Genomic DNA, 24,058 nt, shown 5'->3' on the forward strand with positions numbered 1-24,058 from the left:
GTTCTTCCGGCGACACCCGTGTCGCCAACAGACGAAAGGCGACACCCGTGTCGCCAACAGACGAAAGGCACATCTCGATGCGTCAACCAATTCAGCTCGTCACTCCCGCAGACGAATACCTGAACCACCAGACTCCCGACACCTTCTCCATCGTGTCCCACGCCGACATCTCATGGACAGAGAAGATCTGGTGCTCACTGTTCGCCCGAGACGGGTCGTTGCAGATCGATTTCGGAATCGGCAAGTACCACAACCGCAACGTCATCGACGGGTTCGCGGGCATTTCGCGCGGCGTCGAGCAGATGACTGTGCGGGCGAGCACCGAACTCGACCAGCACCCGGACCGCATCGGCGTCGGACCGATCGACTACGAGATCATCGAACCCAACCGCAAGGTACGGGCGATCCTCGCCGAGAATGACGTGCAGCCGTTGAGTTTCGACGTGACCCTGACCGCCATCATGCCGCCGTTCCTCGAGCGCAAGGACGCGCAACGCGGTTCCGACGGATTCCGCATCGCGTCGGATCTCCGTCGATTCCACCAGTTGTGCACCGTCTCGGGCTGGGTGGAGATCGACGGCAAGCGCACCGAGATCACCGACGAGACCTGGCTGGGTTATCGAGACCGGTCCTGGGGTGTCCGTATGGACGTCGGTGAGCCGGCCCCGGATGTTCATGCGCCCAACCGGATGAACGAGGACTTCCTGCTCACCTGGAGTCCGATGTACTTCCAGCCGGCAGACGGGAGCGACCCCTACGAGATCCACCACTATCTGCAGTGGGTCAACGGTGAAGTCCACTACTTCTCCGGTTTCGTCAACCATGCCGACGGCCGCCAGGAGCCCCTGCACAACATGGTGGATGACCTCAAGTACGACCCGGTCACACGACGCCTTCTCGGAGGTACGATGACCTTCGACTCCGGCTGGGGCAGACAGCGGACCATCGAGATCGCGCCGCTGTCCGACATCGGCTTCCACCTCGGCGCCGCGAACTATTTCGGGTTCAAGGGTGATCGCCACGGTAAATGGCACGGAATCGACCACACGTCCGGCGAGTACTACAAGGACATGACCGACCGCGAGACGCTGGAGGAAGCACACCAGCTGCGCGACTGCGTCATCACCACGCGCGAGGGTGATGCGACGGGTTACGGCATCTTCGAGTCGATGGTCATCGGTGGACATCAGCGGTACGGGCTGACGCGCGAGGACTCTTTCCTCTGACCTGCGGCATCGTGCGGTCATCGGCGACGTCGCCCTCCGTCGCCGATGACCGAATCGCAGAGCGACGCCTCGGCAGTCAGTACCGGGCGACCTGTCCATCCTTCGGTGCGCGGTACATCGACCACAGCAATCGGGGCACTCCCCGCAACGGAAGCGGTGACGGCCATGCCCGTGAACGGATCAGGGCGTCCGTTCCGCCGTCGACGGTGACGACCGCACCGGCCATGAAGTCCGCCGCCGGCGACAGCATGAGCTTGACCCAGGATGCGAGTTGCTCCGAAGTCCCGAACTCGCGCACCGGAATCGGGAAGGACCGCACCCGCCCGGCCTCGGGTCCGTCGAGCTGCGACCGGAGCATCGGAGTCATCACCGGACCAGGCGCGATCACGTTGACCCGGATACCGGATCCCGCCCATTCGGGCGAGGTGCCGTGGCGCCGGCACCACTGCGTGACAGCGATCTTCGACGACGCGTAAGCCACCGGCCCCGTGACTCCACGCCGCCGGCGGATCGCACGAGTGGCGCCTTCGGCGTCGCCGTTGAGCAGGCGACGCACCGCAGACCTGGGGACCAGCGGAGTGACGGTCGTCGAATTAGACCCGAACACAACCACTTTCGCCTTCTCCGCAGATGCCAGCGCCGGCCGCCATGCCTCGAGGAGCTCGGTGACGCCGAGGACATTGACTTCGACGATCATCCGTTCGCGTCCGGCGGCCGGACCCATGCCCGCGGCCAGCACGGCGCCGTCGAGGATGCCGTCGGATCTGCCGAGAACCTCGTCGGCCGCTGCACGTCGGCCCGCAGATGTCGACAAGTCGGCGACGACGTCGGCGTCGCGCAAATCGACGCCGATCACGGCGTGCCCGTCCGCGCGCAGTGCGGCGGCCACCGCCGCACCCATCCCCGACGCCGAGCCCGTCACCACATAAGTGCCGTTCACTGTCACCCCATTCCCCTTTTCCCTGTATCGGATTCGTCAGTCGCACCGTGGAGGTGCTGGGTCCGTTCGTACGCGTCGTTGAAGGCACGCAACTCGTGGAGCAGGGCTTGCGGGGAACCCGGGGCCAGATCCGCGAAGACCTGCTCCAGCCGTTCGGCACGCAGCAGACCGTCGCGCCGGAACGCATCCCGCCCCGCCTCCGTGGGACGGATCATCTTCGACAACGAGTCCTCGACCTCGAACCGTTCGACGTAGCCGTGCTTGATGGCGGCGTTGACCTGCCGGTTGACCGTCGACTGCTCGAGTTGGAGGTCGGCGGTCAGCTCCCGCAACGTACGCGGCCGACCGTCGGAGAGAATCCAGAGGATCGCGAAAGCCGAACGTTCCAGGCCGACGCCGGGGTGCACGAGGCTGCGCCGCCGCGACATCCGCAGCAACTCCTGCGCCAGGTCGCGATGCACCGGCGACTGCCATGGCGCATGGTTCTCCGACATCTCTTCTCCATCCCTCGACGTGCACAATCTACTGTCCGATTTGCGTGTGTACCTTACATATGTATGCTGCATACCTCGAAGGAGGTCTCTTCATGAGCCAAGCACGGGGTTCCGCACCCGAACTGACCACCGACGCAGCCGACGCCGTCGAGAAGGCGCCCACCGGCGCCATCGGCAGCGTCGTTGTGCTGTGTTTCGGCGGCCTGGTCGCCTCGTTGATGCAGACGCTGATCATCCCGATCCAGCCCGACCTGCCGCGCCTCCTCGGGACGTCGATCGGCAACGCCTCCTGGATCATCACCGCGACCCTGCTGGCCGCGGCCGTTGCCATGCCGATCGCCGGACGCCTCGGCGACATGTTCGGCAAGCAACGCGTCCTTCTCGTCAGCGCGATACTGCTCACCGTGGGCTCGCTGATCTGCGCGCTGGGCGACTCGCTCGTCCCGCTGATCATCGGACGCGGCGTACAGGGTCTGGCCATGGGTTTCATCCCCGTCGGCATGAGTCTGATCCGCGAGATCACCCCGCCCCGGATCACCTCGATGGCCGTCGCCGCCATGAGTGCCACCCTCGGCGTCGGCGGTGCGATCGGCCTACCGCTCGCCGCATGGATCGTGCAGACCTGGGACTGGCATGCCCTGTTCTATGTGGCAGCCGGCCTCGGCGTCCTCGTCACGGTGGCGGTGCAGGTCCTGGTCCCGCGCGTCAACGACGCCGCCGGAGGCCGCATCGACATCCCCGGCGCCATCGGACTGGCCGTGGGACTATCCGCCTTCCTCATCGCGGTGTCGAAGGCCAACGACTGGGGCTGGACATCCGGCGCCACGCTGGGGCTCGGTATCGGCGGGATCGTCGTGCTCATCGGATGGGGAGTCTTCGAACTGCGCCAGCGGGAGCCGCTGGTCGACCTCCGGACCACCGCGCGCCCCGCCGTCCTGCTGACCAACATCGCGGCGGCGGCGATCGGCTTCGGCATGATGGCCCAGTCCATCGTGCTGCCGATGCTGCTGCGCCTGCCCGAGGCCACCGGTTACGGCCTGGGACAGTCACTTCTGGCCGCGGGCCTGTGGATGGCGCCGGGTGGTCTGATGATGATGATCTTCGCGCCGATCTCGGGCATCCTCATCAACCGGATCGGCGCCAAGATCACGCTCGCCATCGGCGCAGCCATCCTGGGATGCGGTTACCTGCTCGCGTTCTTCCTCATGGACGCCGCCTGGAAACTGATGCTGGCCTCGATCGTGTGCGCCATCGGCGTCGGCGTCGGCTACGCAGCGATGCCGACACTCATCATGGGTTCGGTTCCGGCCACCGAAGCCGGTGCAGCCGTGGGACTCAACGGGCTCATGCGCTCGCTGGGCACCACCATCGCCTCGGCCGTGATGGCCCTGATCCTCGCGAGTGCCACCATCTCGCTCGGCGGCACCGAGGTGCCCGACGAGTCGACGTTCACCTGGTGCTTCCTCGTCGCCGCGGCCGCCGCGTTCGTCGGCATGGCCATCACGCTCACCATCCCGACGCGTCGCGGATCGTCGAATGTGCCGGAAGAGCAACCGCTTCCGGCACGGGGTTGAGACGGGTACCGCTTCGTTAGAGGGCGCGTGCCCCCTGCTCCCTGAGGAGCGTCCGGAGCTTGCGAAGGGCGCGGCTGCCCCTGCTCCCTAATCCGAAAGAACCGCATAACCCCTGGTCCCTGAGGTGCGAGGAGGGCAAGCGACGAGCCTCGAAGGGCCTGGTGAGACACGTTGCGAGACCCTTCGTGGCTCGCTTCGCTCGCACCTCAGGGAGCATGGATTTCGGACACTCACGAGTGTCCTTTCGTGGTCCACGACGGCCGCCAGGCCGCAGATACTGAGGAGCGGGAATGACGCTCGCAAGCTCGCTCCTCAGGGAGCGGGAATGACTGCTTGCAAGCTCGCACCTGGGGAGCATGGGGTGACTCACTCCGATCGCGGATCGGTGGTACGGCGCAGGGTCACCCGGTAGGTGTAGTGCTCGGGCAGGAAGTGGCTGACCGCGAGTTCGACTGCCCGGCCGCGTGAGTCGGTGTACAACCGGTCGACGCGCAAGACCGTGTGCCCCACCGGACAGTCGAGCCGGCCTGCGGTCTCGACGTCGGCGGTCGTGGCGGTGATGGACTGCGCGCACTCCTCGATCGGATGGACAAGGTGCGGCTCGAGCAGGCCGATCATCGTCTGGTCACTTCTCGCGCCTGTCTCGACCTCCGGGGCATCGAGCACCAGACGCGCCACCGACTCCGGCCACGAGACCGTCGTCACGACGAACGGAACCCCGTCATGAAACCGCTGGAAGACGATGCGGTACACCACGTCGGTGTCGAGGCGCAGCCGTCCTGCTGCCTCCAGATCCACTCGGCGCGAGGGTGACTCGAGGACCTGCATCTCGGTGTCGGTGGACAGGTTCATCAGGTCCTCGATCGAACCCAGCTGCCGCAGGTACTGGCCGGCGTTGTCGGTCGCGAAGGTCCCGCGACCGGGCACGCGATACACCGATCCCTCGGTGACCAGTTCCAGGAACGCCCGGCGGACCGTCTGCCGGCTGAGACCGTACTCCTGCGACAGTTCGGACTCGGTGGGCAACCGGACGCCACCCGCATACCGACCGGCGGCGATGTCGGAACGCAGTTCCGCAGCCAGCGTCTTGTACGCCGGTTCGGATTGTCCGGCCTCACTCATCGATTCACCCTCCTGTCGGTCCGACGGCGGGGCCGCAGCCGCGTGTCCGCGCTAGAGACCGCCGCGGGACACGAGTTGCGCGGCGATCACGTTCCGCTGGATCTCGTTGGTCCCTTCTCCGACGATCATCAGCGGCGCGTCGCGGAAGTACCGCTCGACGTCGAACTCGGTGGAGTAACCGTAGCCGCCGTGGATGCGGACCGCGTTCAGGGCGATCTCCATGGCGACCTCCGACGCGAACAGCTTGGCCATCCCGGCCTCCATGTCGCAGCGTTCGCCTTTGTCGTACTGTTCGGCGGCATGCCAGGTCAGCTGCCGCGCCGCGGTGAGCTTGGTGGCCATGTCCGCAAGGTAGTTGCCGATCGACTGGTGCTTCCAGATGGGCTGACCGAAGGACTCACGCTGCTGCGCATAGGCCAACGAGTCCTCGAGCGCGGCGGTCGCGACACCGAGAGCGCGGCAGGCCACCTGGATGCGCCCGGTCTCCAGGCCCTTCATCATCTGGCCGAATCCCTTTCCCGGAACACCGCCCAGGACGGCCGATTTCGGTGCCCGATACCCGTCGAAGGACAGTTCGCAGGTCTCCACCCCCTTGTAGCCGAGCTTCGGCAGGTCGCGGGACACGGTGAGCCCGGGGCCGTGTTCGACGAGGACGATGGAGATCCCCCGGTGGCGCGGAGTCGCGGCCGGGTCGGTCTTGCACATCAGCGCGATCAGTCCGGATCGCCGGGCGTTGCTGATCCACGTCTTCGACCCGCTGATCACCAGATCGTCGCCGTCCACTTTGGCCACCGTCGACATAGCCTGCAGATCGGAACCGCCGCCCGGCTCGGTGAGTGCCATGGTGGCCCGCATCTCACCGGTTGCCAGTCGGGGCAGGTAGTTCTGCTTCTGCTCTTCCGTGCCGAACAGGGTCAGCAGCTTGGCGACGACGGTGTGCCCGCCCATCGCGCCCGCCAGGCTCATCCAGCCGCGGGCGAGCTCCTGCGTGACCCGGGCATAGCACGGCATCGAGACCGGCGAGCCGCCGAATTCCTCGGGAACGGCAAGCCCGTAGATCCCGATCTGCTTCATCTGCTCGATCCACTTCTCGGGGTAGGAGTTGGCGTGCTCGACCTCCTGCACCGACGGCTTGACCTCGCGGTCGACGAACGACCGGACGGTCTCGACGAGGAAGGACTCTTCGGGAGAGAGCGTGCTCATTGGGTGTTCCACCTGCGATCTGAGAGACGGGCGACATTTGTACGGCCATTTTGGTGAGGAGTTGACGTCCTGTCAACCTTCCCAACAGCCATCGGCGTCTGATAGAACCGTGGACGACAGAATTTGGCCGCACATTTAATGTGTAGACAGGAGCCATCGTGCAGAGAAGACGAGGCGTCTTGGTGGCGCCTGCCTCCGACGACCGCAAGGCCCGCAAGGCATTGGCATCGATCGCCGACGAAGTGGTCCTCGACCTCGAGGACGCAGTGACCCCGTCCAACAAGGATTCGGCGCGTGCCGCCGCTGCCGAGCTCGTGGCCGAGTTCGGAGCCGATCGCGCTGTCTCCCTGCGGATCAACGCCATCGACACGCCGTGGGCCGCCGCCGATCTCGCCGCCTGTGCCCAGATGCCGAATCTGACGTCGGTGGTGCTACCGAAGGCCGACTCGCCCGCCGATCTCCGGTCCGCCGACGAACAGCTCGGCCGCGCGCCGGTCCGCCTGCAGGCGCTGCTCGAATCGCCCCGGGGCATCCGTGACGCGGGCGCCATCTGCGCGGCCACGAACCGGCTCGACGCCGTCCTCATCGGTTACGCCGACCTCGCCGCGTCGTTGGGACGCAGCCCCGGCCTGCCCATGCAGACCTGGCATGTCGTGCAGGAGTCGGTGCTGCTCGCCGCACGCGCCGCCGGGGTCGACGTCATCGACGGACCGCACCTCACGATCGCCGACGACAACGCATTCCGCGACGCCAAGCGTTGGGTCCGCGACCTCGGCTTCGATGGCACCTGGGTCATCCACCCCGCGCAGCTCCAGGCCGCCATCGAGATCTTCACCCCGGACACCGCGGCCGTCGAGGATGCACGCCGGGTGCTCGACGCGCTCGAGAAGGCCGCCGCCGCAGGCGCCGGTGCGGCCGAACTCGACGGCCGGATGCTCGACGAGGCGCTCGCCGTGTCCGCGCGACGCGTCCTCGCGAAGGGAGCTGACCAATGACCGCGACCGATCCGGGCAGTGCCGAGGTCGTCGACGTCGGCGGCCCGTATTTCGACGAGCTGTCCCACGGACAGATCTTCGACGACGCGCCGTCGATCACGTTGACCGGTGGCCTTGCCGCGTCGCATCAGATGATCCTCGGCGACCGTCTACGCCTTGCCCTCGACGCGCATCTGTCCGACCGCGTGATCGGCGGCGGCACCCTCGCCCATCCCGGGCTGGTCACCGACGTCGCGATCGGTCAGTCCACCCTGGCCACTCATCACGTGAAGGCAAATCTCTTCTACCGCGGTCTCCGGTTCCTGAGTCACCCCCGGATCGGCGACACGCTGGCGACCGTGACCGAGGTGGTCGGGTTGCGCGAGAACAGGTCCAAGCCCGGCCGTGTGCCGACCGGGCTCGCCGCACTGCACATGGTCACGACCGATCAACACGGCGCCACCGTCCTCGACTTCTACCGCTGCGCCATGCTGCCGTTGTCCGCAACCGCCGATCCCGGACGGATCGTGCACGCGGACGACCTGAGCACCATCGGACCCGACGACGAGGCGCAACCGCCCATACCTGCATGGGACCTGGAAACCTACCGCACGTCCGCACGTGGACAGCACTTCTCGCCCGAACTGATCGGCCGCACATTCCGATCCAGTGCCGACGTCGTCTCCAGCGCACCCGAACTCGCGCGACTCTCGCTGAACATCGCGGCCACCCATCACGACGAGCGGGTGGCCGGAATCGCCGCCGGCGGCCGTCTGGTCTATGGCGGACACACCATCGGACTGGCCCTTGCACAGGCGAACCGAGCATTGCCGAACCTCGTGACGGTGATCGGCTGGGATTCGTGTGATCACACCGGGCCGGTACACGAGGGCGACACCCTCAGTTCGACGATCCTCGTCGAGGACGCCGCGTCGCTGACCTCCGGGGGCGGTGTCCTGCGTCTGCGCTCCACGGTCGTCGCGCACGGCGAGGGCGCCGACCGGGAAGTCCTCGACTGGCGCTACCGCGTCCTGATGGCCTGACCGTTCCCCGAAATCCGCACCCACGATCCAGGAGTCTTCCGCGCATGAGCCCGAATCCCCGCCCGCTCCATGGCCTCCGCATCGTGGAGGTGTCGAGTTTCGTCGCCTCACCGCTGTGCGGCCTGACCCTGTCGCAGCTCGGCGCCGAGGTCATTCGCGTCGACCCGCTCGGCGGCGCCGCGGACGTGAACCGGTGGCCGGTCACCGGCGACGGCACCTCGATCTACTGGACCGGGCTCAATCGCGGCAAGAAATCGGTCACCGTCGACTTCCGTGATCCCCAGGGCCAGAGAACTGTTCAGGACCTCGTCAGCGACAGCGGACCGGGCGGCGGAATCCTCGTCACCAATGCGGGCGGACGGCCGTGGATGAGCCACGAGACGCTGTCCGCTCGCCGCCCGGACGTCATCACATTGGAGCTGCTCGGCCGCACGGACGGCACCCCGGGAGTCGACTACACGGTCAACGCGGCGCTGGGATTCCCGGCGATCACCGGTCCCACCGACTACGCCGGTGTCGTCAACCATGCGCTGCCGGCGTGGGACATCGCTTGCGGTCTCTATGCCGCGCTGTCGATCACGGCAGCCGTACGACGACGGGACCAGACCGGGGCGGGCGCACAGATCACCCTGCCCCTGGAGGACACCGCCCTCGCCCTCGCCGGGACGCTCGGATACCTCACCGAACCACAGCTGGGCGGTGGTACCCGCCCGGCCACCGGAAACGACGTATACGGAACGTACGGAACCGACTTCGAGGCTGCCGACGGTGGCCGATTCATGCTCGTCGCCCTCACCAGCCGCCACTTCCGCAGCCTCGTCGAGATGACCGGGACCGGCGATGCGATCGCTGCCGTCGAACGGGCGCTGGATGCGGACTTCAGCAGGGAGGACGACCGGTACACCCACCGCGGTGTTCTCACACCGTTGTTCGCGGCCTGGTTCGCGCGGCACTCGACCGCGGAGGTCGAGACGGCGCTGGCAACGGCTTCGGTACTGTGGGAGCGGTATCGGACCTTCGGTGAGGTCGTCGAATCCGGTGTACTGCAGCGCAATCCACTCTTCTCCGAATTGGACCAGCCCGGTATCGGCACCTACCTGGCGGCCGGACTACCCGCGAGGTTCGATGGTGAGCACCTCTTCGCCGAGCCGGCCCCGGACCTGGGGTCCTCGAGCGGGTTCTGACAGTCCTGCGCGCCGCGTCACCTGTGCGCGAGATGATCCGGTCGCGGTGGGGTCCCCCCGTACGGCTCCTGCAGCGCATTGGATTTCGCATTGAAGACGACGAACAGATTGCTGCGCGGGTAGGGCGTGATGTTCCCGCCGGACGCATGCAGACAGTTGGAGTCGAAGTACAGTGCGGACCCGGCCGGGCCGGTGATCGTGTCGATGCCGAGTTCGTCGGCGAGGCTTGCGACGTCCTCCTGCTCCGGTGTCCCGAACTGCGGACGGTAGGACGTCAGCGATTCCCGGTGGTAGTCACCGGGCGTCGAGCCGACACAGCTGACGAACCGTCGGTGCGAACCGGGGATGATCATCAGCGGACCGTTGGTCGAGAAGTTCGGCGTCAGGGCCAGCGACACGCTCAATGCACGTGGCGCCGGCATCCCGTCCTCGGCGTGCCAGGTCTCGAAGTCGGAATGCCAGTAGAACGGACCACCAGCGAAGCCGGGCTTCAGGTTGATCCGGCTCTGGTGGATCGTCACGTCGTCGTCGAGGATTTGCCGTGCTACGCCGACAATCGATTCCCGCCAACAGATCTCGGCGATGACGTCACTGAGCCGATGCACCGCGAAGAGCGATCGCACATCACCGCTGGACGATTCGCGGATCACCCGCTCGTCGTCGCCGAGACGTCCGGTGATCGACTCGACCTCACGCAGACAGGCGGCGATGTCGGAGTCGGCAAGAACGTTTGTCTCGGTGTGGTATCCGCGATCGGCGTAGTGCCGGAGTTCTGGCGCCGACAGCGGTCCGGGGTTCCCCATGCTTCCCCAGACGGTGTTGTGCGGGCGCGGTTCGATCTGGCTCCGGTGCGCGAGCCTGGTGCGGTAGACGTCGACACCCTTGTGTGTCGCCCGTACCGACTCCGGCATTCTGGTTGCTGTGTGAGTCACCACGATCTGGGCGATCCTTTCCCTAATCCGGCTGGCCGCTCTCGAAGCAGACATGCCTCGGCGGCAGGAAGGTGATTGTGTTGTGCGCGAACGTCACACGGCGACGAATCGCGATATGCACGGCGGTGGCGGCGCGAACGGTCTTCACGCGCGTCGGAAACGGCCGTCTGTCTGCAGCCTGCCAGGCACGACGGGCCCCTGCAACCATGCAGGTATGCCGGTCGCGCGGACGTCAGATGTGCTGCAGGACCACGGTTGCGATCGCTGCGGGCTTGCGACCCTCATTGGCCGCCACCACTCGCACCACCGACAGCGAGCGTCCGCGGTGCAGGATCTCGGAGGTGAAGGTCGTCGTACCGACCGCGTCACACGGGCGGACGTAGGTGATGTCGATGCTGGTCGTGCGCATGTCACCCTCGGCGCCGACGCAAGTCGACGCCGCGAGTTCGCATCCGCACACCAGGATTCCGCCGTGTACGCTGCCCATCCCGTTCGCCGACAGGACGGTGGGTGCCATCGACGCGACTCCCGGTGAGGTCTCGACGAGTCCGAGCTGCTCGCGGACAGGACTCTCCGGCGCCTCGAGGATCTGCGGGGTGGCGTGCTCCCCCGGGGTTCTCGGTGCGTCGATGAGGTGCGACCGCTGGATGATCGTCGCGATCGTCCGGCCCGAGGGGTCGGTCACGGCACCGCGGGTCATCGCACCGCGCTCGTCGCGGGCGACCAGTTCACCCGTGACACGCAACGTCCCGTCGAGCGGGGGGTCGGCCAGGAAGTCCATGCGGATACCGAGGGAGACCGGCCAGCGGCCGCGGGGGCTGCCGGCGGCGACCAGATATCCGGTCACGTCGTCGCAGGAGACGGCGAGCGCGCCTCGGCTCACGCCGGCGACGGGGTCGGCGAGCCATGGGCCGCCTTCCGTGCGCGCCTCGCCTCGTTCGGCCGAGACCGTCACGTCGCCGATGCGCAACATCACCTCGGGACCACCGACGTGGAACACGGGAGAAGAAGTCGTCATGGGTTATCGGCGCTGCTGGGCGCGTCGGGCATCGGCGTGTTCCAGGATCACCTCGACGGCGCGCGCCGCACTCTGGCACGCACCCTCCATCGTCGTGGTCCAGTCGGTGCGGGTCCAATCACCCGCGAGCGCAAGGCCGTTCACGGCAGTCCGCTGATCGGGGCGGAGGCCGGCCGTGCCCGGGCGTTGCGCGAACGTCGATTTCGGCATGCGGACCACGTGGCTGTGGATCACCTCGGCGTCGGCCGCCTGCGGGAAGTAGCGCCGCAGCATGTCCATCTGGATCTCGGTGATCTCGGCGTTGGTCTTGCCGATCAGGTCATAGGACGCGGAGACCGTCGTCGAATAGAAGTGATTGTCGCGTGGTTCGCGCCCGTGCATGCGCTGGCGATCCCACACCTGTTCCAGCACACCCTCACCGCCGTACAGGATCTCACCCCAGTCGGACATGCCGATCGAGCGGTCGAGGTAGAGGTTCACACTGACGATCGGCACGGCGGTCAGGTTGTCGACGGCACGATAGATCTGCTCGTGGCCGGGGACCTGGTCGAGTAGCCCCTTCACGCTCCACACCGGTACCGCGCAGACGACTGCGTCGGCCGCGACCTTCTCGCCGTCGGCCAGTGTCACACCGCTCACGGTTCCGTCGTTCACGTCGATCGACGACACCACCGCGCGGTGGCGGACCTCCACACCCGCGTCGGCGAACCGCTTCTCGGCGCCCTCGATGAACAGCGTGTCGAGGTCGACCGTGGGGTAGCCGATGGAGATCGGCGTTCGCGTCTCCCGTGCTCTGCGCGCTCCGGTCACCAACAGATCCGCCGGAACCTTGGCCGAGGAGATGTCCGGTTTGTCACCGGTGAGACCGATGACGATGCCGTCCCACAGCGCATCCCGCGCCGACTGCGGCATTCCGATGCGACGGAACCACTCGTCGGCGGTGATGTCATCGAGCCAGTCGGGTTGCCGGAATGCCTGTCGTATCAGAGTGATCTGGGCACGCGCGGTCCGCAACCGGTCCAGACCGGTCACCCCCGGGAGATCGCCGAACGCCGCACGGAGGCCGGCCAAGCCCGCGAAGCCCGACCTGCGCGTCGCCCCACCGGGCATCCGGATCGTCATGTGTCCGGGGAAGGCGACGTGTTCGCGGGTGCCCACGCTGTCCAGATAGCGCATGAGGTGCTCGTATCCACTGGCGAACACGTGCTGACCGTTGTCGGGCACATCGTCGACGGCCTGGAGCGGCATCGAGATGGTGCGACCGCCGAGCGAACCGCGCCGCTCGAGAACGGTGACACGCTGACCTGCCTCCGAGAGCCACACCGCCGACGCCAGACCGGCGAGTCCCCCACCCACGACCACACAATGCATGCGTCCGAGATTAGCGGTCAGGACTGACCGGTACCGGGGATGCGCGGTTTCGCTCTCTGCAAGCCCGCGCGCCACCGCACCGTCAGCCGGTCATCTTGACGTCCTTGGCAGCGCCGAGGACGGAGAGCGCCTGCGGCACCAGCACCAATCCGAGAACCGCCATCGCAAGGGTCCACGAGCCGGTGACGTCGTGGATGGCGCCGACGGCGATCGGGCCCGCCGCGGCCGCCAGATAGCCGACGGACTGGGCCATTCCGGAGACCTGTCCCGTCTGCTGCGACCCAGAGCTGCGCAGCACCATGAAGAGAAGGGCCAGACTGATCGACGAACCCGGCCCGACCATCACACACGCCGCCCAGAACCCCGGCCACACGTCGGTGCTCAACAGCCCCACGAAGCCGATGGCGCAGACGGCGATCACCGACAACGTCACGGCGCGCTGGCCGGCGAAGCGGCCGGCGACGATAGGCGCGAGCAGCGACATGATCAGGGCGACCACCTGCGCCGACGCGAGGACGGCACCCGCGCGCAGCGGCGACATCCCGGTGTCGACGAGATACTGCGGCAGCCACGCCACGAAGGTGTAGAAGATCAACGACTGCGTGCCCATGAACACCGTGATGGCCCACGCGATCGGGTTCTTCAGCAGCGACGACGTCGGTCCGGCCGACGTCACCCGGTGGACCATGGGGAGCTGCGGTAGCCAGACGATCACGGCGACCACCGCGAGGATCGCCCACATGGCGAGCGCGAGCCGCCAGTCCCCACCCAGCGCGTCGTTGATCGGGACACTCACACCGGAGGCCACCGCGGCCCCGCCCGACAGCGTCATCGAGTACAGGCCCGTCATGAGTCCGGAGCGTCGGGCGAAGTCCCGTTTGATCAGCGCCGGCAGCACCACGTTGCAGGTGCCGATGGCGGCTCCGATGATGGCCGAGCCGGCGAAAAGAGCTGCCGCGGAGGGGATCAGACGCACCAGGATGCCGACGATCAGCACGAGCAACGCGCCGAAGATGACCCGTTCGATCCCGAAACGGTTGGCGAGGCGTGGTGCGACCGGTGCGGAGATGCCGAAGAAGAGCACCGGCAGCGCGGTGAGAAGACCTGCGACCGCGCTGCTGAACCCGGCGTCGTCGGAGATGACGCCGATGAGTGGCCCGACCGCGACCACCGCGGGTCGCAGATTCGCGGCGACCAGCATCACCCCGACAGCCGTGACGATGACCCCGACGCCGGACTTCTCGCGCGTGGACAGAGCCTGCCCGCTCACTCCGGCACCTCGGTGAAGTCGACATAGGCGTACACGGCCGCGCGCGCCGCACCGGCGTCACCGCGCTCGATCGCGTCGACGACGTCGCGGTGTCCGCGCGGGTGCGTCTGTTCGGCCAGCGGTCGTCGCAACACCGACGGGTGGGTGCGGGCGATCACCTCGGCTATCCCGTCGTACATCTCGATGAGCAGGGCATTCCGGGATGCGACGACGAGCTCGGCGTGAAAGGCGATGTCCGCCTCGGTGTATCGATCCAGATCGCCGTCGGCCAGCGCATTCTCGGTGCGGGACAACAGCATGCGCAGGCGCTCGACATCGGCGGCGTCGCCCCGACCGGCCGCACCCGCCGCTGCCTCGCTCTCGAGCGCGCGACGCACCTCGAGCAGGTCACGGAGCTCCGACGGTGCGGAGCGTCGTGCGATGGCACCGGCGAGCGGGCTCCGTCCGCGCACATACGTGCCGTCGCCGCGCCGCGGCTCCAGCATGCCGGCGTGTTCCAGGGCCCGGGCGGCCTCACGGATCGTGTTCCGTCCGACGCCGAACTGCGCCACGAGCTCCGGCTCGGCGGGGATCCGCTCACCCAGCGGCCAGGTGCCGTCGGCGATCAGCTCCTGCATGCGCTGCACCACGAGTTCGCTCGTCCTGCGGGGTGGGGTGATCGGTCCGGACACGGCAAACAACCTAACATCCCATGTTTACCGAGTGCGTCGGGGACCGTCGTCGGCCGGCCTGGCACCCCGTCCGGCCGACCGCGGCGGGAAACCGACATCCGCCCGATCAACCTTCCCCTTACGCGGCGTCCCGTTCGATGTTTAGATGAGCCATGTCGTTCGGGGTGCGCACGAGTTGGTTGCGCGTGAGTGTCATCGGTGTGGTCGTCGGCGTGATGATCGGCATATTCGCCGGCACACCTCCCGCTCAGGCCACGCCCGGGCCGGGTTCGCCGTTGCCGTCGGCCGACCCGTTCTACAGATTCGACGCCTCGCTGTCGGGTGTCGCACCCGGAGCAGTACTCCGCAGCCGTCCGATGCAATTCCGGACCCCCACGATGTCCACACCGATCACCGGCTCGCAGGTGCTGTATCGCACCACCGACCAGTTCGGCGAGAGCGTGGTGACGGTCGCGACCGTGCTCCGGCCCCTGACCCCGGGACCGACCCGCCTGGTGTCGTACCACATGGCCTACGACGCGCTGGGGTCCCAGTGCGACCCGTCCTACACACTCAGCGGCGGGTACACCAACGGCACCGCGACTGCCGAACAGGGCGTCATCGCAGGCTATCTCGCCGCCGGTTACACCGTCGTGGTCCCCGACTACGAGGGCGAGAAGCTGCAGTGGACCATCGGCCGGCAGTCGGGGTACGCCGCGCTCGACGGCATCCGCGCCGCACAGTCGTTCCTGCGGCTTCCCCGGTCGACCCCGGTCGGACTGGTCGGCTACTCCGGCGGGTCGATCCCCACCCAGTTCGGAGCCGAGGTCGCGCCGCGCTACGCCCCTGAACTCAACATCGTGGGCGCCGCCGCGGGCGGCCTGCCCGTCGACCTCGCGCACAACCTGCCCTACATCAACGGCAGCGCGAAGTGGGCGGGCGTCATCCCGGCACTGGTGGTCGCCTACCAGCGGGCCTACCGGCTCGACACCTCGACTTTCCTGTCGGCGCGGGGCCGGCAGGTCGCCCAGGACGTGAGCGATGAGTGCATCTCCGAGTTCGCGTCGAAGTATCCGGGCCTCACGAGCGCGGACATGGTCAAGCCGCCGTACACCGGGCTCCTCGACGTGCCGCAGGTGGTGCGGGCGATCAACGACAACATCATGGGCCGTTCGGGCACCCCGTCGACGAAGATGCTTCTCGCGGTGGGCCACTACAACGCCATCGGCGACACCCTGATGATCACCGGCGATGTCATCGGCCTCGCGAACGAGTACTGCTCACGCGGCGTCGACGTCACCTACCGGCAGATCAACGGCCTGACCCATCAGGAAGCCTTTCTGCCGTTCGAACCTCTTGCGCTGCAGTATCTCACGGAGAGATTCGCCGGCGCTCCGACGCAGAGCAACTGCGGTTCGCTGCCGCGCGGGAACAGCCTGGCACCGCTTCCGGTGCCCTGACCTCGCCGACTCAGCCCGGCAGCGTCTCGCCACCGATCGGCGCCAGGACCTCACCCGTGTAGTACGACGACAGCTGTTCGGCCGCGAAGAACACGTACGACGGCGCGATCTCGTCGGGTTGCGCGGCGCGTCCCATCGGCGCCTGCGTACCGAAGTCCTTGACCGCATCGGCGGGCATGGTGGCCGGGATGAGTGGCGTCCACACGGGGCCCGGGGCCACGCAGTTCACGCGGATCTTCCGTTTCATCAACGCCTGTGCCAGCGAATAGGTCAGCGCGAGAACAGCTCCCTTGGTCGCCGAATAGTCGATCAGGCTGTCGTTGCCGCGTAGGCCGTTGATCGACGAGGTGTTGATGATGGCTCCGCCGCCGGTCAGGTGCGGGACCGCGGCTCGCGTGGTGTGGAAGAAGCTGTCGATGTTGACGTCGAAGGTGCGCCGCCACTGCTCGGGCGTGAGGTCCAGGAAGTCGTCGACGACCTCTTGATAGGCGACGTTGTTGACCAGGATGTCCAGCGCACCGAGTTCGTCGACGGTCCGCTTCACGATGTCGGCGCAGTGCGCCGGGTCGGCGAGGTCGCCGCGGTAGGCGCGTGCCTGCCGTCCCTGGGCCTCGATGAGCTCGACGGTGTGCCGGGCGTCGTTGTCCTCTTCGAGGTAGGCGATGGCGACATCGGCACCCTCCTTGGCGAAGGCGACCGCGACTGCGCGGCCGATACCCGAATCGCCACCTGTGATGAGCGCGGTCTTGCCCGTCAACAGATCGCGACCGCGGTACTCGCGCATCTCGTCCCGTGGGCGGTCACCCATCTCGTCGGTCTCGCCGGGGTACGGGATCGTCTTCGGTACGTGCTCGGGGTTCTCGTCACTCATGGGCGACGCATGCCCGTGCAGGCTCGCCCGGAAACATCACGCGAGCCCGGCCGCCTGCGGCGTCAGGGATGATCGTCGGGAATCTCCTGGTCGAGCTTCTCGTCGAGGGATTCCCCTTCGCGCTGTTCACGTGCGGTCGTCCCGGTGCGATCACTGGCCGACCAGTCCTCCGGCGGATCCATGCCCTCCTCGAGTGGATCCTGACCGAGTCGGTCCTCGTCCAGGTCCTCGAAACCCGCCGCGGACGTCAAGTCGGGATTGATGCCCTCGGTCGCCGCTGCCGCGCTGTCACCCACGTTGTCGGTGCTCATTCTCGTCCTCCTCGCCTAGGGCAGATCAGGGTCCGGTGCGGGTCGGCGGGGGTGGGTCTCATCGTCACCGCCGAGCCCGGCGTCCCGCAGATACCCGTTGGGTCGACCCACGAAACGAACCGCGCAAGTCGGACATGCAGCACGCCGCCCGGCCCGATTCCCGTCTCGGACGACAGCCAGGTAAGCTGACTTTTCGCCCGAGACCGCTGGCACCTTTGTTGATTTGTGGTTTGTAGGGGTGAGGGTGACAGACGCCAACGATCACACCGCCGGCGAGTCCCGCATCAGTCACGTCGGCAGCTTCCGGTTCTTGTTCGACACCCAGGAGTGGGAGTGGTCCGACGAGGTCGCCGAGATGCATGGTTACCGGCCCGGTGAGGTCACTCCGACGACGGAGCTGATCGCCGGGCACAAGCACCCGGACGACAGACAGTCGTTCGACGAGTTGCTCGCGACCATGCTGGACCGCCGGATTCCGTTCTCGAGCCGGCATCGCATCGTCGACACCGCGGGCCAGGTCCGTCACGTGGCGGTCGTCTCGCAGCAACTCACCGACGACTCCGGGGCGGTCATCGGCGCCGAAGGTTTCTACCTCGACCTGACGGCGATCGAGGAGAGGGCCGTCAAGGACCGCGTCGACGAGCATGTCGCGCGGTTCCGCGAGCACCAAGGAGTCATCGAACAGGCCAAGGGCATGATCTCGCTGGCATACGGGGTGAGTGCCGATCGCGCGTTCGAGGTCATGCGCTGGCGGTCGCAGACGGCGAACGTCAAGGTGAACGAGCTCGCGCGGTCGATCGTCACCGGCGTCCACAAATTCGTGGTGCTTCCCGACCCGGTACGGCAGTCCTTCGACCATCTGCTCCTCAACGCGCACAGCATCGACGACCAGAGCGCGCCACAGTCGAACTCTCACTGACCCGCACCACCGTTCACCGCGTCCACTCACGGTTTCGCGGCAGGCGATCCGGGGTATTCACGCCGCATGAGAACTGCCGGAGATCGGCAGTCGTCTGCGGCAGGCGAAGCCGTGGTCGCGCAGGCCGGTTGAGTACACAGCCGTTCGGACCCGAGTGAACGGATGTGGCAGTGGGCAGTGGGCAGTCAAGTGGAACAGCAACCCTCGCGACTGCGGGGGTGCCCGGCACGGCACGAGACCGGTCGGCACCGGCGGTGTCGGCAGGCCTGCGTTCGCCGGCGAGCACCACGCGCGTGCGCGTCGCCTCCGTGCCGCAGTCCCATGTGTACGTCCGGCACCTGTCGCCGCTCAACGGCACGGTGAGCACGCTCGACACCGGCGCCGTGTCTGTCGTCCGCCTCCCCGACCCCGTACCCGCCGACGGCGTCCGGGCCCCCGGGAAGTGGTGGCCGCCACTGATGCTCGACCCCGCGTGGATCGCGGAGCACCACAACGAGTTCGACGTCTTCCACATCCACTTCGGGTTCGACGCCGTCGAGCCTGCGGTGATGTCGGCGGTGATCGACGAACTGCGGACGCACGGCAAACCGCTCGTGTACACCCTGCACGATCTGCGCAATCCCCATCATCCGGAACCGGGCCACCACGAAGAAGTCCTGGACATTCTCGTGCCCGCGGCGGACGAGGTCATCACGTTGACCCCCGGCGCGGCCGGCGAGGTCGCGCGCCGGTGGCACCGACAGGCGACTGTTCTTCCCCACCCTCACGTCGTGCCGCCGGGACGGTTCGCACCGCGCGAACCGCACACCGACGAGTTCGTCGTCGGCGTCCACGCCAAGAGCATCCGCGCGAACATGGATCCGCTGCCGGTGATCATGACCCTGCTCGAGGCGGCCGCGGACTACCCGGACATGACCGTTCAGATCAACCTGCACGACGAGGTGTTCGTTCCGGGAAAGCACTCCTACAATCCCGACTTCGGCACGACGGCGCTCGCGCTGTCGCGGCATCCGTATGCCCGTGTGCTCGTCCACGAGTACTTCTCCGACGACCAGCTGTGGGACTACCTGCGGGGCGTTTCCGTATCGGTACTACCGTACCGATTCGGCACCCACTCGGGCTGGCTCGAGGCCTGCCACGACCTCGGTACCACGGTCATCGCGCCGAGCTGCGGCTTCTACCACGAGCAGCAGGACTGCCTGTCGTTCGAGTTCACCGAGGACCACTTCGATCCGGATTCGTTGACTTCCGCTCTGGCACAGGCCTATACGGCCCGGCCGGCAGCGGCAATGTGGCCGGACCGGCGTGCACAGCGCCAGTCTCTCGCCGAGCACCACGCCGCCCTCTACACCCGGATTCTGGATGCGTGACGCCCTGCGGATCGCCATCGTCGCGTCGAGCCGCTACCCGATCGCGCAACCGTTCGCCGGCGGACTCGAGGCCCATGTCTGGCACCTCACCCGCGCACTGACCCTCGCCGGCCACGAGGTCACCCTGTTCGCTGGTGCCGGTAGCGATCTGCCGGTCGACTCGGGTCGCCTGCGCGCGGAGTTGTTCGAACCGTCGGCCGCCGCCCGATCCGACGTGTCGATGCCTGCGCTCGAGGTGATGCACGATCACCACGCCTACCTGTCGCTGATGCTGTCGTTCAGCCGTAACCCCGGTGAGTACGACGTGATCCACAACCACAGCCTGCACCACCTGCCGGTCGCCATGGGACCTGCCGTGCAGACCCCGATGGTCACCACACTGCACACCCCACCCACGCCATGGCTCGAGTCGGCGCTGACACTCGCGCCCGGCACCCGCTGTGTCGCCGTCAGCCGGCACACCGCGCGGTCCTGGTCGCATGTGCTCGGCGACATACCGGTGGTGCACAACGGAGTTCAGCTGGACCACTGGCCCGTCGGTCCGGGTGGCGACGACCTGGTCTGGTTCGGACGTTTCGTGCCCGAAAAGGGTCCACACCTCGCGATCGAGGCCGCGCATCGAGCCGGCCGCCGCCTCCGGCTCGCCGGACCCATCAGCGACACAGAGTATTTCGCGCAACACATCGCCCCTTCGCTGGGTGACCTCGTCCATTACGAAGGACATCTCCACCAGCACGACCTCGCTCATCTGGTCGGCTCCTGCGGCGCGACCCTGGTCACCCCGGTCTGGGACGAGCCGTACGGCCTGGTGGTCGCGGAATCCCTCGCATGCGGCACGCCGGTGGCGTGCTTCGCCCGCGGTGGCATTCCGGAGATCGTCGGCAAAAGCGCCGGCGTTCTGGTGCCGCCGGGCGATGTCGACGCGCTGGCTGTCGCGGCGACGCAGGCGCTCGGCATCGACCGAGGGGTCGTCCGACGACATGCGGAGGACCACTGCTCCGACACCGCGATGATCGACCGGTACATGGACATCTATGCCGACCTGGTCGCCGAGGGCCCGGTCGCCGGTGCATGGTCGTTCCCCCAGGAGGTACCGGTGTGATCGGCTACTACGTTCATCACCAGGGACGCGGGCATTGCTCCCGCGCCACCGCCATCGCCGGGCAGATCGGCACCGACGTCGTCGCACTGACCAGCGCCGCACTGGCCGACCCTGCGTTCAGCGAGGTGATCAGTCTCGACCGCGATGACACCGACGAGCAGCCGCACGACGTCGACGCGGGCGGCCTGCTGCACTGGGCACCGCGGCACGACACCGGCCTTCGCAAGCGCATGGCGCAATTGGCGGCATTCGTCGCCGAGCGTAAGCCGGCGGCCGTCGTCGTCGACGTGTCGGTGGAGGTCACCCTGTTCCTCCGGCTGCTCGGTGTCCCGGTGGTCGTGACCGCGATGCCCGGGGTCCGCGACGACCTGCCGCATCAGCTCGCCTACCGAGCCGCCGATGCGATCATCGCGCCCTGGCCCGCCGAGCTGTACCAGCCGGACTGGCTGCGTGAGCACCTCCCGAAGACCGTCTTCACCGGCGGCATCTCGCGATTCGACGGACGGCTGCCCGTGTCGCATCCCACGTTCGCCGCCGACGTCCTCGTACTCACCGGCGCCGGCGGTGGCGACGGCCGTGATCCACATCCGGCGACCACCCTCGCCGACGAGCTCCCGGATCACACCGTCGTCGGGCTCGGACCTGCCTTCGGAACCTGGGTCGACGACCCGTGGCCTTTCCTGTGCAGCGCCGGGGTCGTCGTCATCGGGGCGGGTCAGGGCAGTGTCGCCGACGCCGCCGCGGCGGGCCGTCCGGCGGTGGTGATCCCCGAGGATCGCCCGTTCGCCGAACAACGGACGACCGGCAACACGCTCGCACGCTCCGAACTGGCCTTCGTCACCTCCTCCTGGCCGGACGCGGACAGCTGGCGGTCGATCATCGGAACCGCCGGGGACACCTCACCGACGTGGTCGCGGTGGCACACCGCGGGTGCCGCCGAGCGGGCCGCGCGGGCCGTCGAGGCGGTCGCGCACCGATGACCGGCTCCCCCGATGTGGTCGCGGTGATCACGATCGTCTCGGGGCGGCACCTCCACCTGAGGCGTCAGCTCGAGGCATTCGACCATTCGACCCGCCGGCCCGACCTGCACATCATCGTCGCGATGGACGACCCGGACGTCGCGACCGTCGCCGAAGGGCATCCGGTACGGGTCATCGGGTTCAGCAACGACGACCCGGGCACCCTGCAGCTTGCCGACGCGCGCAACGCCGGGGCAGCGGCCGCGATCGCGGCGGGAGCGTCGATCCTGCTGTTCCTCGACGTCGACTGCATTCCCGGCCCGAACATGCTCGGACGCTATCTACAGTCCTGTGGGGCCACGCCGGACCAGCCCCTCCTCTACTGCGGCCCGGTCACCTACCTACCCGCCGACACGCCGACCTTCGACGCCCGCGAACTCTCCCGGTTCACCGATCCGCACCCCGCGCGTCCCTCACCGCGGTGCGGGCAGACGCAGCTGTCCTCGGAACTCATGCTGTTCTGGTCACTGTCGTTCGCCATCCGGACATCTGACTGGCTCGCCCTGGGTGGCTTCCACCACGGCTACCGAGGATACGGCGGTGAGGACACAGACTTCGCGATGTCGGCCCGCCACAACGGTTTTCGGATCGCCTGGGTGGGCGGCGCATACGCCTATCACCAGCATCACCCGGTCTCCGACCCACCCGTCGAGCATCTGACGGACATCCTGCGCAACGCGCGGGTCTTCCACCGGCGCTGGGGCACGTGGCCCATGGAGGGGTGGCTGCGCGCGTTCGCCGAACGCGGCCTGATCGCCTACGACACCGCAGGCAGCGACTGGAGACTGCCCAGCGACGTCAGCCGCGGAATTTCGAGAAGCGGATGACCACACCGCGGTTCCCGGCGCCCGGCCGCGGGTCCTCATAGGAAATGGTGTGGGTGTCGGTGACGGTCTGCACGATCCGCCATCCGAATGTCGACTGCTTCAGGGTCACGTCACCGAGCAGTTCGCCACGAACCTCGCCGATCACGCCCTGCGGCGACAGATGCAGCGTGATCTCGATCGACGAATCCTCGGCGGCTGCGGAGATGATCTGCGAGCAGATCTCGTCCACGGCCACCTTCGCGTCGATGACGTCGTCGAGTGCCCAGTCGTCGATGTACAGCGCGGTCTCCACAAGTCCCCGCACGAGTGCGAGGCGATCGGTCGCGGCCGGAACACGCAGGATCGTCGGCGCACCACCTTCGATCGATAGCTGGGACGCGGCGTCGGAATCGGTCATCAAATGAGTCTTCTTCGCCCGTTGCTTGTCGGTGCCGGTCTCGGCTGGTCTGGTCATGAGTGCCCCGCGATGCCGTGTTCCAAACCGCGGCTGTGGAGACCTCGCCGCGCTGAATGGTGCCCCCGCACACGTGCGGCAACGGTAGCAGAGCGTCTGCCGGGAGACGGATTCGATGAGATTCGACTCTCATTCCGTCCCAGTTCCGACCCACGGTCCGGCCGCGGGGGTTTCATCACCGCCCTGGCGCGGTAACCCGTCCGCACACCGAGGCCGGCAGTCGACGCACAGCGGCCGCCGGCCACAACCAGACAGCGCAGGGAGTGCACCATGCCAGATCTGTCACCTGATCAAGAAGTCGCCTCACGAGAGGCGATCGCACGGCGTCCGGGACGAAAGTCGCGAGGACTGAAGGCCATCGGCCTCCTCGGCTTCGTGTGCCTCGGCTTCATGCTCGTGCTCGCAGCCACCGCAATCGCGGCCGGCGCAAGTGACCGCGATGCGACGGTGTGGCTCGCCGTGGGAGCCGTCATCGCTGGTCTACTGGCGATCGGTCTCCTGATCGGCAGCCGTGTCCTGCTGCGTCGTCGCGCGGCCCGGGACGGTGACCGCGCCCATCAGGACCCGATCCAGCCGGAGACCACCGCCGAGGAAGCCGAACGATACGAGGAGCGTTTCCACGACTTCCCGGTCGAACACGCCGGCAAGCGCGAACGAGGTCGGGACGACCGGCTGGAAGAGATGCACGACGAGCGTCGCCGAGACAACGACGGGAAGGCGTGAC

24 protein-coding genes are annotated in these 24,058 nt (G+C 67.5%); 12 read left to right on the forward strand and 12 right to left on the reverse strand.

Annotated elements, in window-relative coordinates:
• The first annotated feature begins 77 nt into the window (after window positions 1-77).
• A complete protein-coding gene (locus tag ACFW3F_RS09065; protein ID WP_388056436.1) occupies window positions 78-1,226 on the forward strand; it encodes a hypothetical protein in 1,149 nt (382 codons plus the stop codon).
• Between the two features lie 76 nt (window positions 1,227-1,302).
• On the opposite strand, the gene ACFW3F_RS09070 is transcribed toward ACFW3F_RS09065, so the two are convergent.
• Together ACFW3F_RS09070 and ACFW3F_RS09075 are read right to left on the reverse strand one after the other, a co-directional pair.
• Window positions 1,303-2,172 carry an SDR family oxidoreductase gene (locus tag ACFW3F_RS09070; RefSeq protein WP_388056438.1) on the reverse strand — a complete coding sequence of 290 codons (870 nt, stop codon included), beginning with the start codon at window positions 2,170-2,172 and terminating at the stop codon, window positions 1,303-1,305.
• Window positions 2,169-2,660, reverse strand: a complete 492-nt coding sequence (locus ACFW3F_RS09075; RefSeq protein ID WP_388056440.1) for a MarR family winged helix-turn-helix transcriptional regulator — start codon at window positions 2,658-2,660, stop codon at window positions 2,169-2,171. Before ACFW3F_RS09075 ends, ACFW3F_RS09070 begins: the two co-directional genes overlap by 4 nt.
• A gap of 92 nt (window positions 2,661-2,752) precedes the next feature.
• Here ACFW3F_RS09075 and ACFW3F_RS09080 point away from each other — a divergent pair, with 92 nt between their 5' ends.
• Window positions 2,753-4,234: an MFS transporter gene (locus tag ACFW3F_RS09080; RefSeq protein WP_388056441.1), complete on the forward strand. Its 1,482-nt coding sequence runs from the start codon at window positions 2,753-2,755 to the stop codon at window positions 4,232-4,234.
• 366 nt (window positions 4,235-4,600) lie between these two features.
• On the opposite strand, the gene ACFW3F_RS09085 is transcribed toward ACFW3F_RS09080, so the two are convergent.
• Both ACFW3F_RS09085 and ACFW3F_RS09090 read right to left on the reverse strand, forming a co-directional pair.
• Window positions 4,601-5,356, reverse strand: a complete 756-nt coding sequence (locus ACFW3F_RS09085; protein ID WP_388056443.1) for a GntR family transcriptional regulator — start codon at window positions 5,354-5,356, stop codon at window positions 4,601-4,603.
• 51 nt (window positions 5,357-5,407) lie between these two features.
• Entirely contained in the window at window positions 5,408-6,559 is a 1,152-nt protein-coding gene (locus ACFW3F_RS09090; protein WP_388056445.1) for an acyl-CoA dehydrogenase family protein, read from the reverse strand.
• Between the two features lie 182 nt (window positions 6,560-6,741).
• Between ACFW3F_RS09090 and ACFW3F_RS09095 the strand changes: the two genes are divergently transcribed.
• The 3 genes from ACFW3F_RS09095 to ACFW3F_RS09105 are packed head-to-tail and all read left to right on the forward strand — an operon-like array spanning window position 6,742 to window position 9,760.
• Window positions 6,742-7,554 carry an HpcH/HpaI aldolase/citrate lyase family protein gene (locus ACFW3F_RS09095; RefSeq protein ID WP_388056579.1) on the forward strand — a complete coding sequence of 271 codons (813 nt, stop codon included), beginning with the start codon at window positions 6,742-6,744 and terminating at the stop codon, window positions 7,552-7,554.
• A complete protein-coding gene (locus ACFW3F_RS09100; protein WP_388056447.1) occupies window positions 7,551-8,576 on the forward strand; it encodes a MaoC family dehydratase in 1,026 nt (341 codons plus the stop codon). Before ACFW3F_RS09095 ends, ACFW3F_RS09100 begins: the two co-directional genes overlap by 4 nt.
• A gap of 44 nt (window positions 8,577-8,620) precedes the next feature.
• Window positions 8,621-9,760 (forward strand): CoA transferase, encoded by a 1,140-nt coding sequence (locus ACFW3F_RS09105; protein ID WP_388056448.1) that lies wholly within the window; start codon window positions 8,621-8,623, stop codon window positions 9,758-9,760.
• A gap of 17 nt (window positions 9,761-9,777) precedes the next feature.
• Here ACFW3F_RS09105 and thpD read toward each other — a convergent pair whose 3' ends face one another.
• From thpD to ACFW3F_RS09130, 5 genes are all read right to left on the reverse strand, one after another.
• A complete protein-coding gene (thpD, locus tag ACFW3F_RS09110; protein ID WP_388056450.1) occupies window positions 9,778-10,695 on the reverse strand; it encodes an ectoine hydroxylase in 918 nt (305 codons plus the stop codon).
• Between the two features lie 229 nt (window positions 10,696-10,924).
• Window positions 10,925-11,710, reverse strand: coding sequence for a PaaI family thioesterase (locus ACFW3F_RS09115; protein WP_388056452.1), 786 nt, complete (start codon window positions 11,708-11,710; stop codon window positions 10,925-10,927).
• A 3-nt stretch (window positions 11,711-11,713) separates the two neighbouring features.
• A complete protein-coding gene (hpnE, locus tag ACFW3F_RS09120) occupies window positions 11,714-13,081 on the reverse strand; it encodes a hydroxysqualene dehydroxylase HpnE (protein ID WP_388056453.1) in 1,368 nt (455 codons plus the stop codon).
• 82 nt (window positions 13,082-13,163) lie between these two features.
• Window positions 13,164-14,351, reverse strand: a complete 1,188-nt coding sequence (locus tag ACFW3F_RS09125; protein ID WP_388056455.1) for a CynX/NimT family MFS transporter — start codon at window positions 14,349-14,351, stop codon at window positions 13,164-13,166.
• Window positions 14,348-15,022, reverse strand: a complete 675-nt coding sequence (locus ACFW3F_RS09130; protein ID WP_388056457.1) for a FadR/GntR family transcriptional regulator — start codon at window positions 15,020-15,022, stop codon at window positions 14,348-14,350. The genes ACFW3F_RS09125 and ACFW3F_RS09130 overlap by 4 nt, the downstream gene beginning before the upstream one ends.
• 152 nt (window positions 15,023-15,174) lie before the next feature.
• Between ACFW3F_RS09130 and ACFW3F_RS09135 the strand changes: the two genes are divergently transcribed.
• Window positions 15,175-16,461 carry a lipase family protein gene (locus ACFW3F_RS09135; RefSeq protein ID WP_388056459.1) on the forward strand — a complete coding sequence of 429 codons (1,287 nt, stop codon included), beginning with the start codon at window positions 15,175-15,177 and terminating at the stop codon, window positions 16,459-16,461.
• 10 nt (window positions 16,462-16,471) lie between these two features.
• On the opposite strand, the gene ACFW3F_RS09140 is transcribed toward ACFW3F_RS09135, so the two are convergent.
• Entirely contained in the window at window positions 16,472-17,332 is an 861-nt protein-coding gene (locus ACFW3F_RS09140) for an SDR family oxidoreductase (protein WP_388056461.1), read from the reverse strand.
• Window positions 17,333-17,394: 62 nt separating this feature from the next.
• Window positions 17,395-17,643: a hypothetical protein gene (locus ACFW3F_RS09145; protein WP_388056463.1), complete on the reverse strand. Its 249-nt coding sequence runs from the start codon at window positions 17,641-17,643 to the stop codon at window positions 17,395-17,397.
• A gap of 244 nt (window positions 17,644-17,887) precedes the next feature.
• Between ACFW3F_RS09145 and ACFW3F_RS09150 the strand changes: the two genes are divergently transcribed.
• The 5 genes from ACFW3F_RS09150 to ACFW3F_RS09170 all read left to right on the forward strand — a co-directional run bounded on the left by ACFW3F_RS09150 (window position 17,888) and on the right by ACFW3F_RS09170 (window position 22,880).
• Entirely contained in the window at window positions 17,888-18,562 is a 675-nt protein-coding gene (locus ACFW3F_RS09150; protein ID WP_388056465.1) for a PAS and ANTAR domain-containing protein, read from the forward strand.
• Between the two features lie 254 nt (window positions 18,563-18,816).
• The gene (locus tag ACFW3F_RS09155; RefSeq protein WP_388056581.1) at window positions 18,817-19,932 is read left to right on the forward strand and encodes a glycosyltransferase family 1 protein; all 1,116 of its coding nucleotides are present in this window, start codon (window positions 18,817-18,819) and stop codon (window positions 19,930-19,932) included.
• The gene (locus tag ACFW3F_RS09160) at window positions 19,925-21,034 is read left to right on the forward strand and encodes a glycosyltransferase family 4 protein (RefSeq protein WP_388056467.1); all 1,110 of its coding nucleotides are present in this window, start codon (window positions 19,925-19,927) and stop codon (window positions 21,032-21,034) included. Before ACFW3F_RS09155 ends, ACFW3F_RS09160 begins: the two co-directional genes overlap by 8 nt.
• A complete protein-coding gene (locus tag ACFW3F_RS09165) occupies window positions 21,031-22,014 on the forward strand; it encodes a hypothetical protein (protein WP_388056469.1) in 984 nt (327 codons plus the stop codon). Before ACFW3F_RS09160 ends, ACFW3F_RS09165 begins: the two co-directional genes overlap by 4 nt.
• Window positions 22,011-22,880, forward strand: coding sequence for a galactosyltransferase-related protein (locus ACFW3F_RS09170; protein WP_388056471.1), 870 nt, complete (start codon window positions 22,011-22,013; stop codon window positions 22,878-22,880). Before ACFW3F_RS09165 ends, ACFW3F_RS09170 begins: the two co-directional genes overlap by 4 nt.
• Here ACFW3F_RS09170 and ACFW3F_RS09175 read toward each other — a convergent pair.
• Complete coding sequence (locus ACFW3F_RS09175; protein WP_388056473.1) at window positions 22,852-23,277, reverse strand: anti-sigma factor; 426 nt, start codon at window positions 23,275-23,277, stop codon at window positions 22,852-22,854. The genes ACFW3F_RS09170 and ACFW3F_RS09175 overlap by 29 nt on opposite strands.
• A 327-nt stretch (window positions 23,278-23,604) precedes the next feature.
• Here ACFW3F_RS09175 and ACFW3F_RS09180 point away from each other — a divergent pair, with 327 nt between their 5' ends.
• Window positions 23,605-24,057: a hypothetical protein gene (locus ACFW3F_RS09180; protein ID WP_388056475.1), complete on the forward strand. Its 453-nt coding sequence runs from the start codon at window positions 23,605-23,607 to the stop codon at window positions 24,055-24,057.
• Window position 24,058 lies beyond the last annotated feature (1 nt).

This window comes from Gordonia sp. NPDC058843 (assembly GCF_042743165.1).
In the GTDB taxonomy this organism is placed as follows: domain Bacteria; phylum Actinomycetota; class Actinomycetes; order Mycobacteriales; family Mycobacteriaceae; genus Gordonia.

Excerpts from the sequence above, each read along its gene's own strand:
- ACFW3F_RS09085 (WP_388056443.1), bottom strand. The coding sequence starts at position 5,356 with ATGAGTGAGGCCGGACAATCCGAACCGGCGTACAAGACGCTGGCTGCG.
- ACFW3F_RS09065 (WP_388056436.1), top strand. The coding sequence starts at position 78 with ATGCGTCAACCAATTCAGCTCGTCACTCCCGCAGACGAATACCTGAAC.
- ACFW3F_RS09115 (WP_388056452.1), bottom strand. The coding sequence starts at position 11,710 with ATGACGACTTCTTCTCCCGTGTTCCACGTCGGTGGTCCCGAGGTGATG.
- ACFW3F_RS09160 (WP_388056467.1), top strand. The coding sequence starts at position 19,925 with ATGCGTGACGCCCTGCGGATCGCCATCGTCGCGTCGAGCCGCTACCCG.
- ACFW3F_RS09090 (WP_388056445.1), bottom strand. The coding sequence starts at position 6,559 with ATGAGCACGCTCTCTCCCGAAGAGTCCTTCCTCGTCGAGACCGTCCGG.
- ACFW3F_RS09175 (WP_388056473.1), bottom strand. The coding sequence starts at position 23,277 with ATGACCGATTCCGACGCCGCGTCCCAGCTATCGATCGAAGGTGGTGCG.
- ACFW3F_RS09075 (WP_388056440.1), bottom strand. The coding sequence starts at position 2,660 with ATGTCGGAGAACCATGCGCCATGGCAGTCGCCGGTGCATCGCGACCTG.
- ACFW3F_RS09135 (WP_388056459.1), top strand. The coding sequence starts at position 15,175 with ATGTCGTTCGGGGTGCGCACGAGTTGGTTGCGCGTGAGTGTCATCGGT.
- ACFW3F_RS09140 (WP_388056461.1), bottom strand. The coding sequence starts at position 17,332 with ATGAGTGACGAGAACCCCGAGCACGTACCGAAGACGATCCCGTACCCC.
- ACFW3F_RS09080 (WP_388056441.1), top strand. The coding sequence starts at position 2,753 with ATGAGCCAAGCACGGGGTTCCGCACCCGAACTGACCACCGACGCAGCC.
- hpnE (WP_388056453.1), bottom strand. The coding sequence starts at position 13,081 with ATGCATTGTGTGGTCGTGGGTGGGGGACTCGCCGGTCTGGCGTCGGCG.
- ACFW3F_RS09180 (WP_388056475.1), top strand. The coding sequence starts at position 23,605 with ATGCCAGATCTGTCACCTGATCAAGAAGTCGCCTCACGAGAGGCGATC.
- ACFW3F_RS09145 (WP_388056463.1), bottom strand. The coding sequence starts at position 17,643 with ATGAGCACCGACAACGTGGGTGACAGCGCGGCAGCGGCGACCGAGGGC.
- ACFW3F_RS09105 (WP_388056448.1), top strand. The coding sequence starts at position 8,621 with ATGAGCCCGAATCCCCGCCCGCTCCATGGCCTCCGCATCGTGGAGGTG.
- ACFW3F_RS09170 (WP_388056471.1), top strand. The coding sequence starts at position 22,011 with ATGACCGGCTCCCCCGATGTGGTCGCGGTGATCACGATCGTCTCGGGG.
- ACFW3F_RS09100 (WP_388056447.1), top strand. The coding sequence starts at position 7,551 with ATGACCGCGACCGATCCGGGCAGTGCCGAGGTCGTCGACGTCGGCGGC.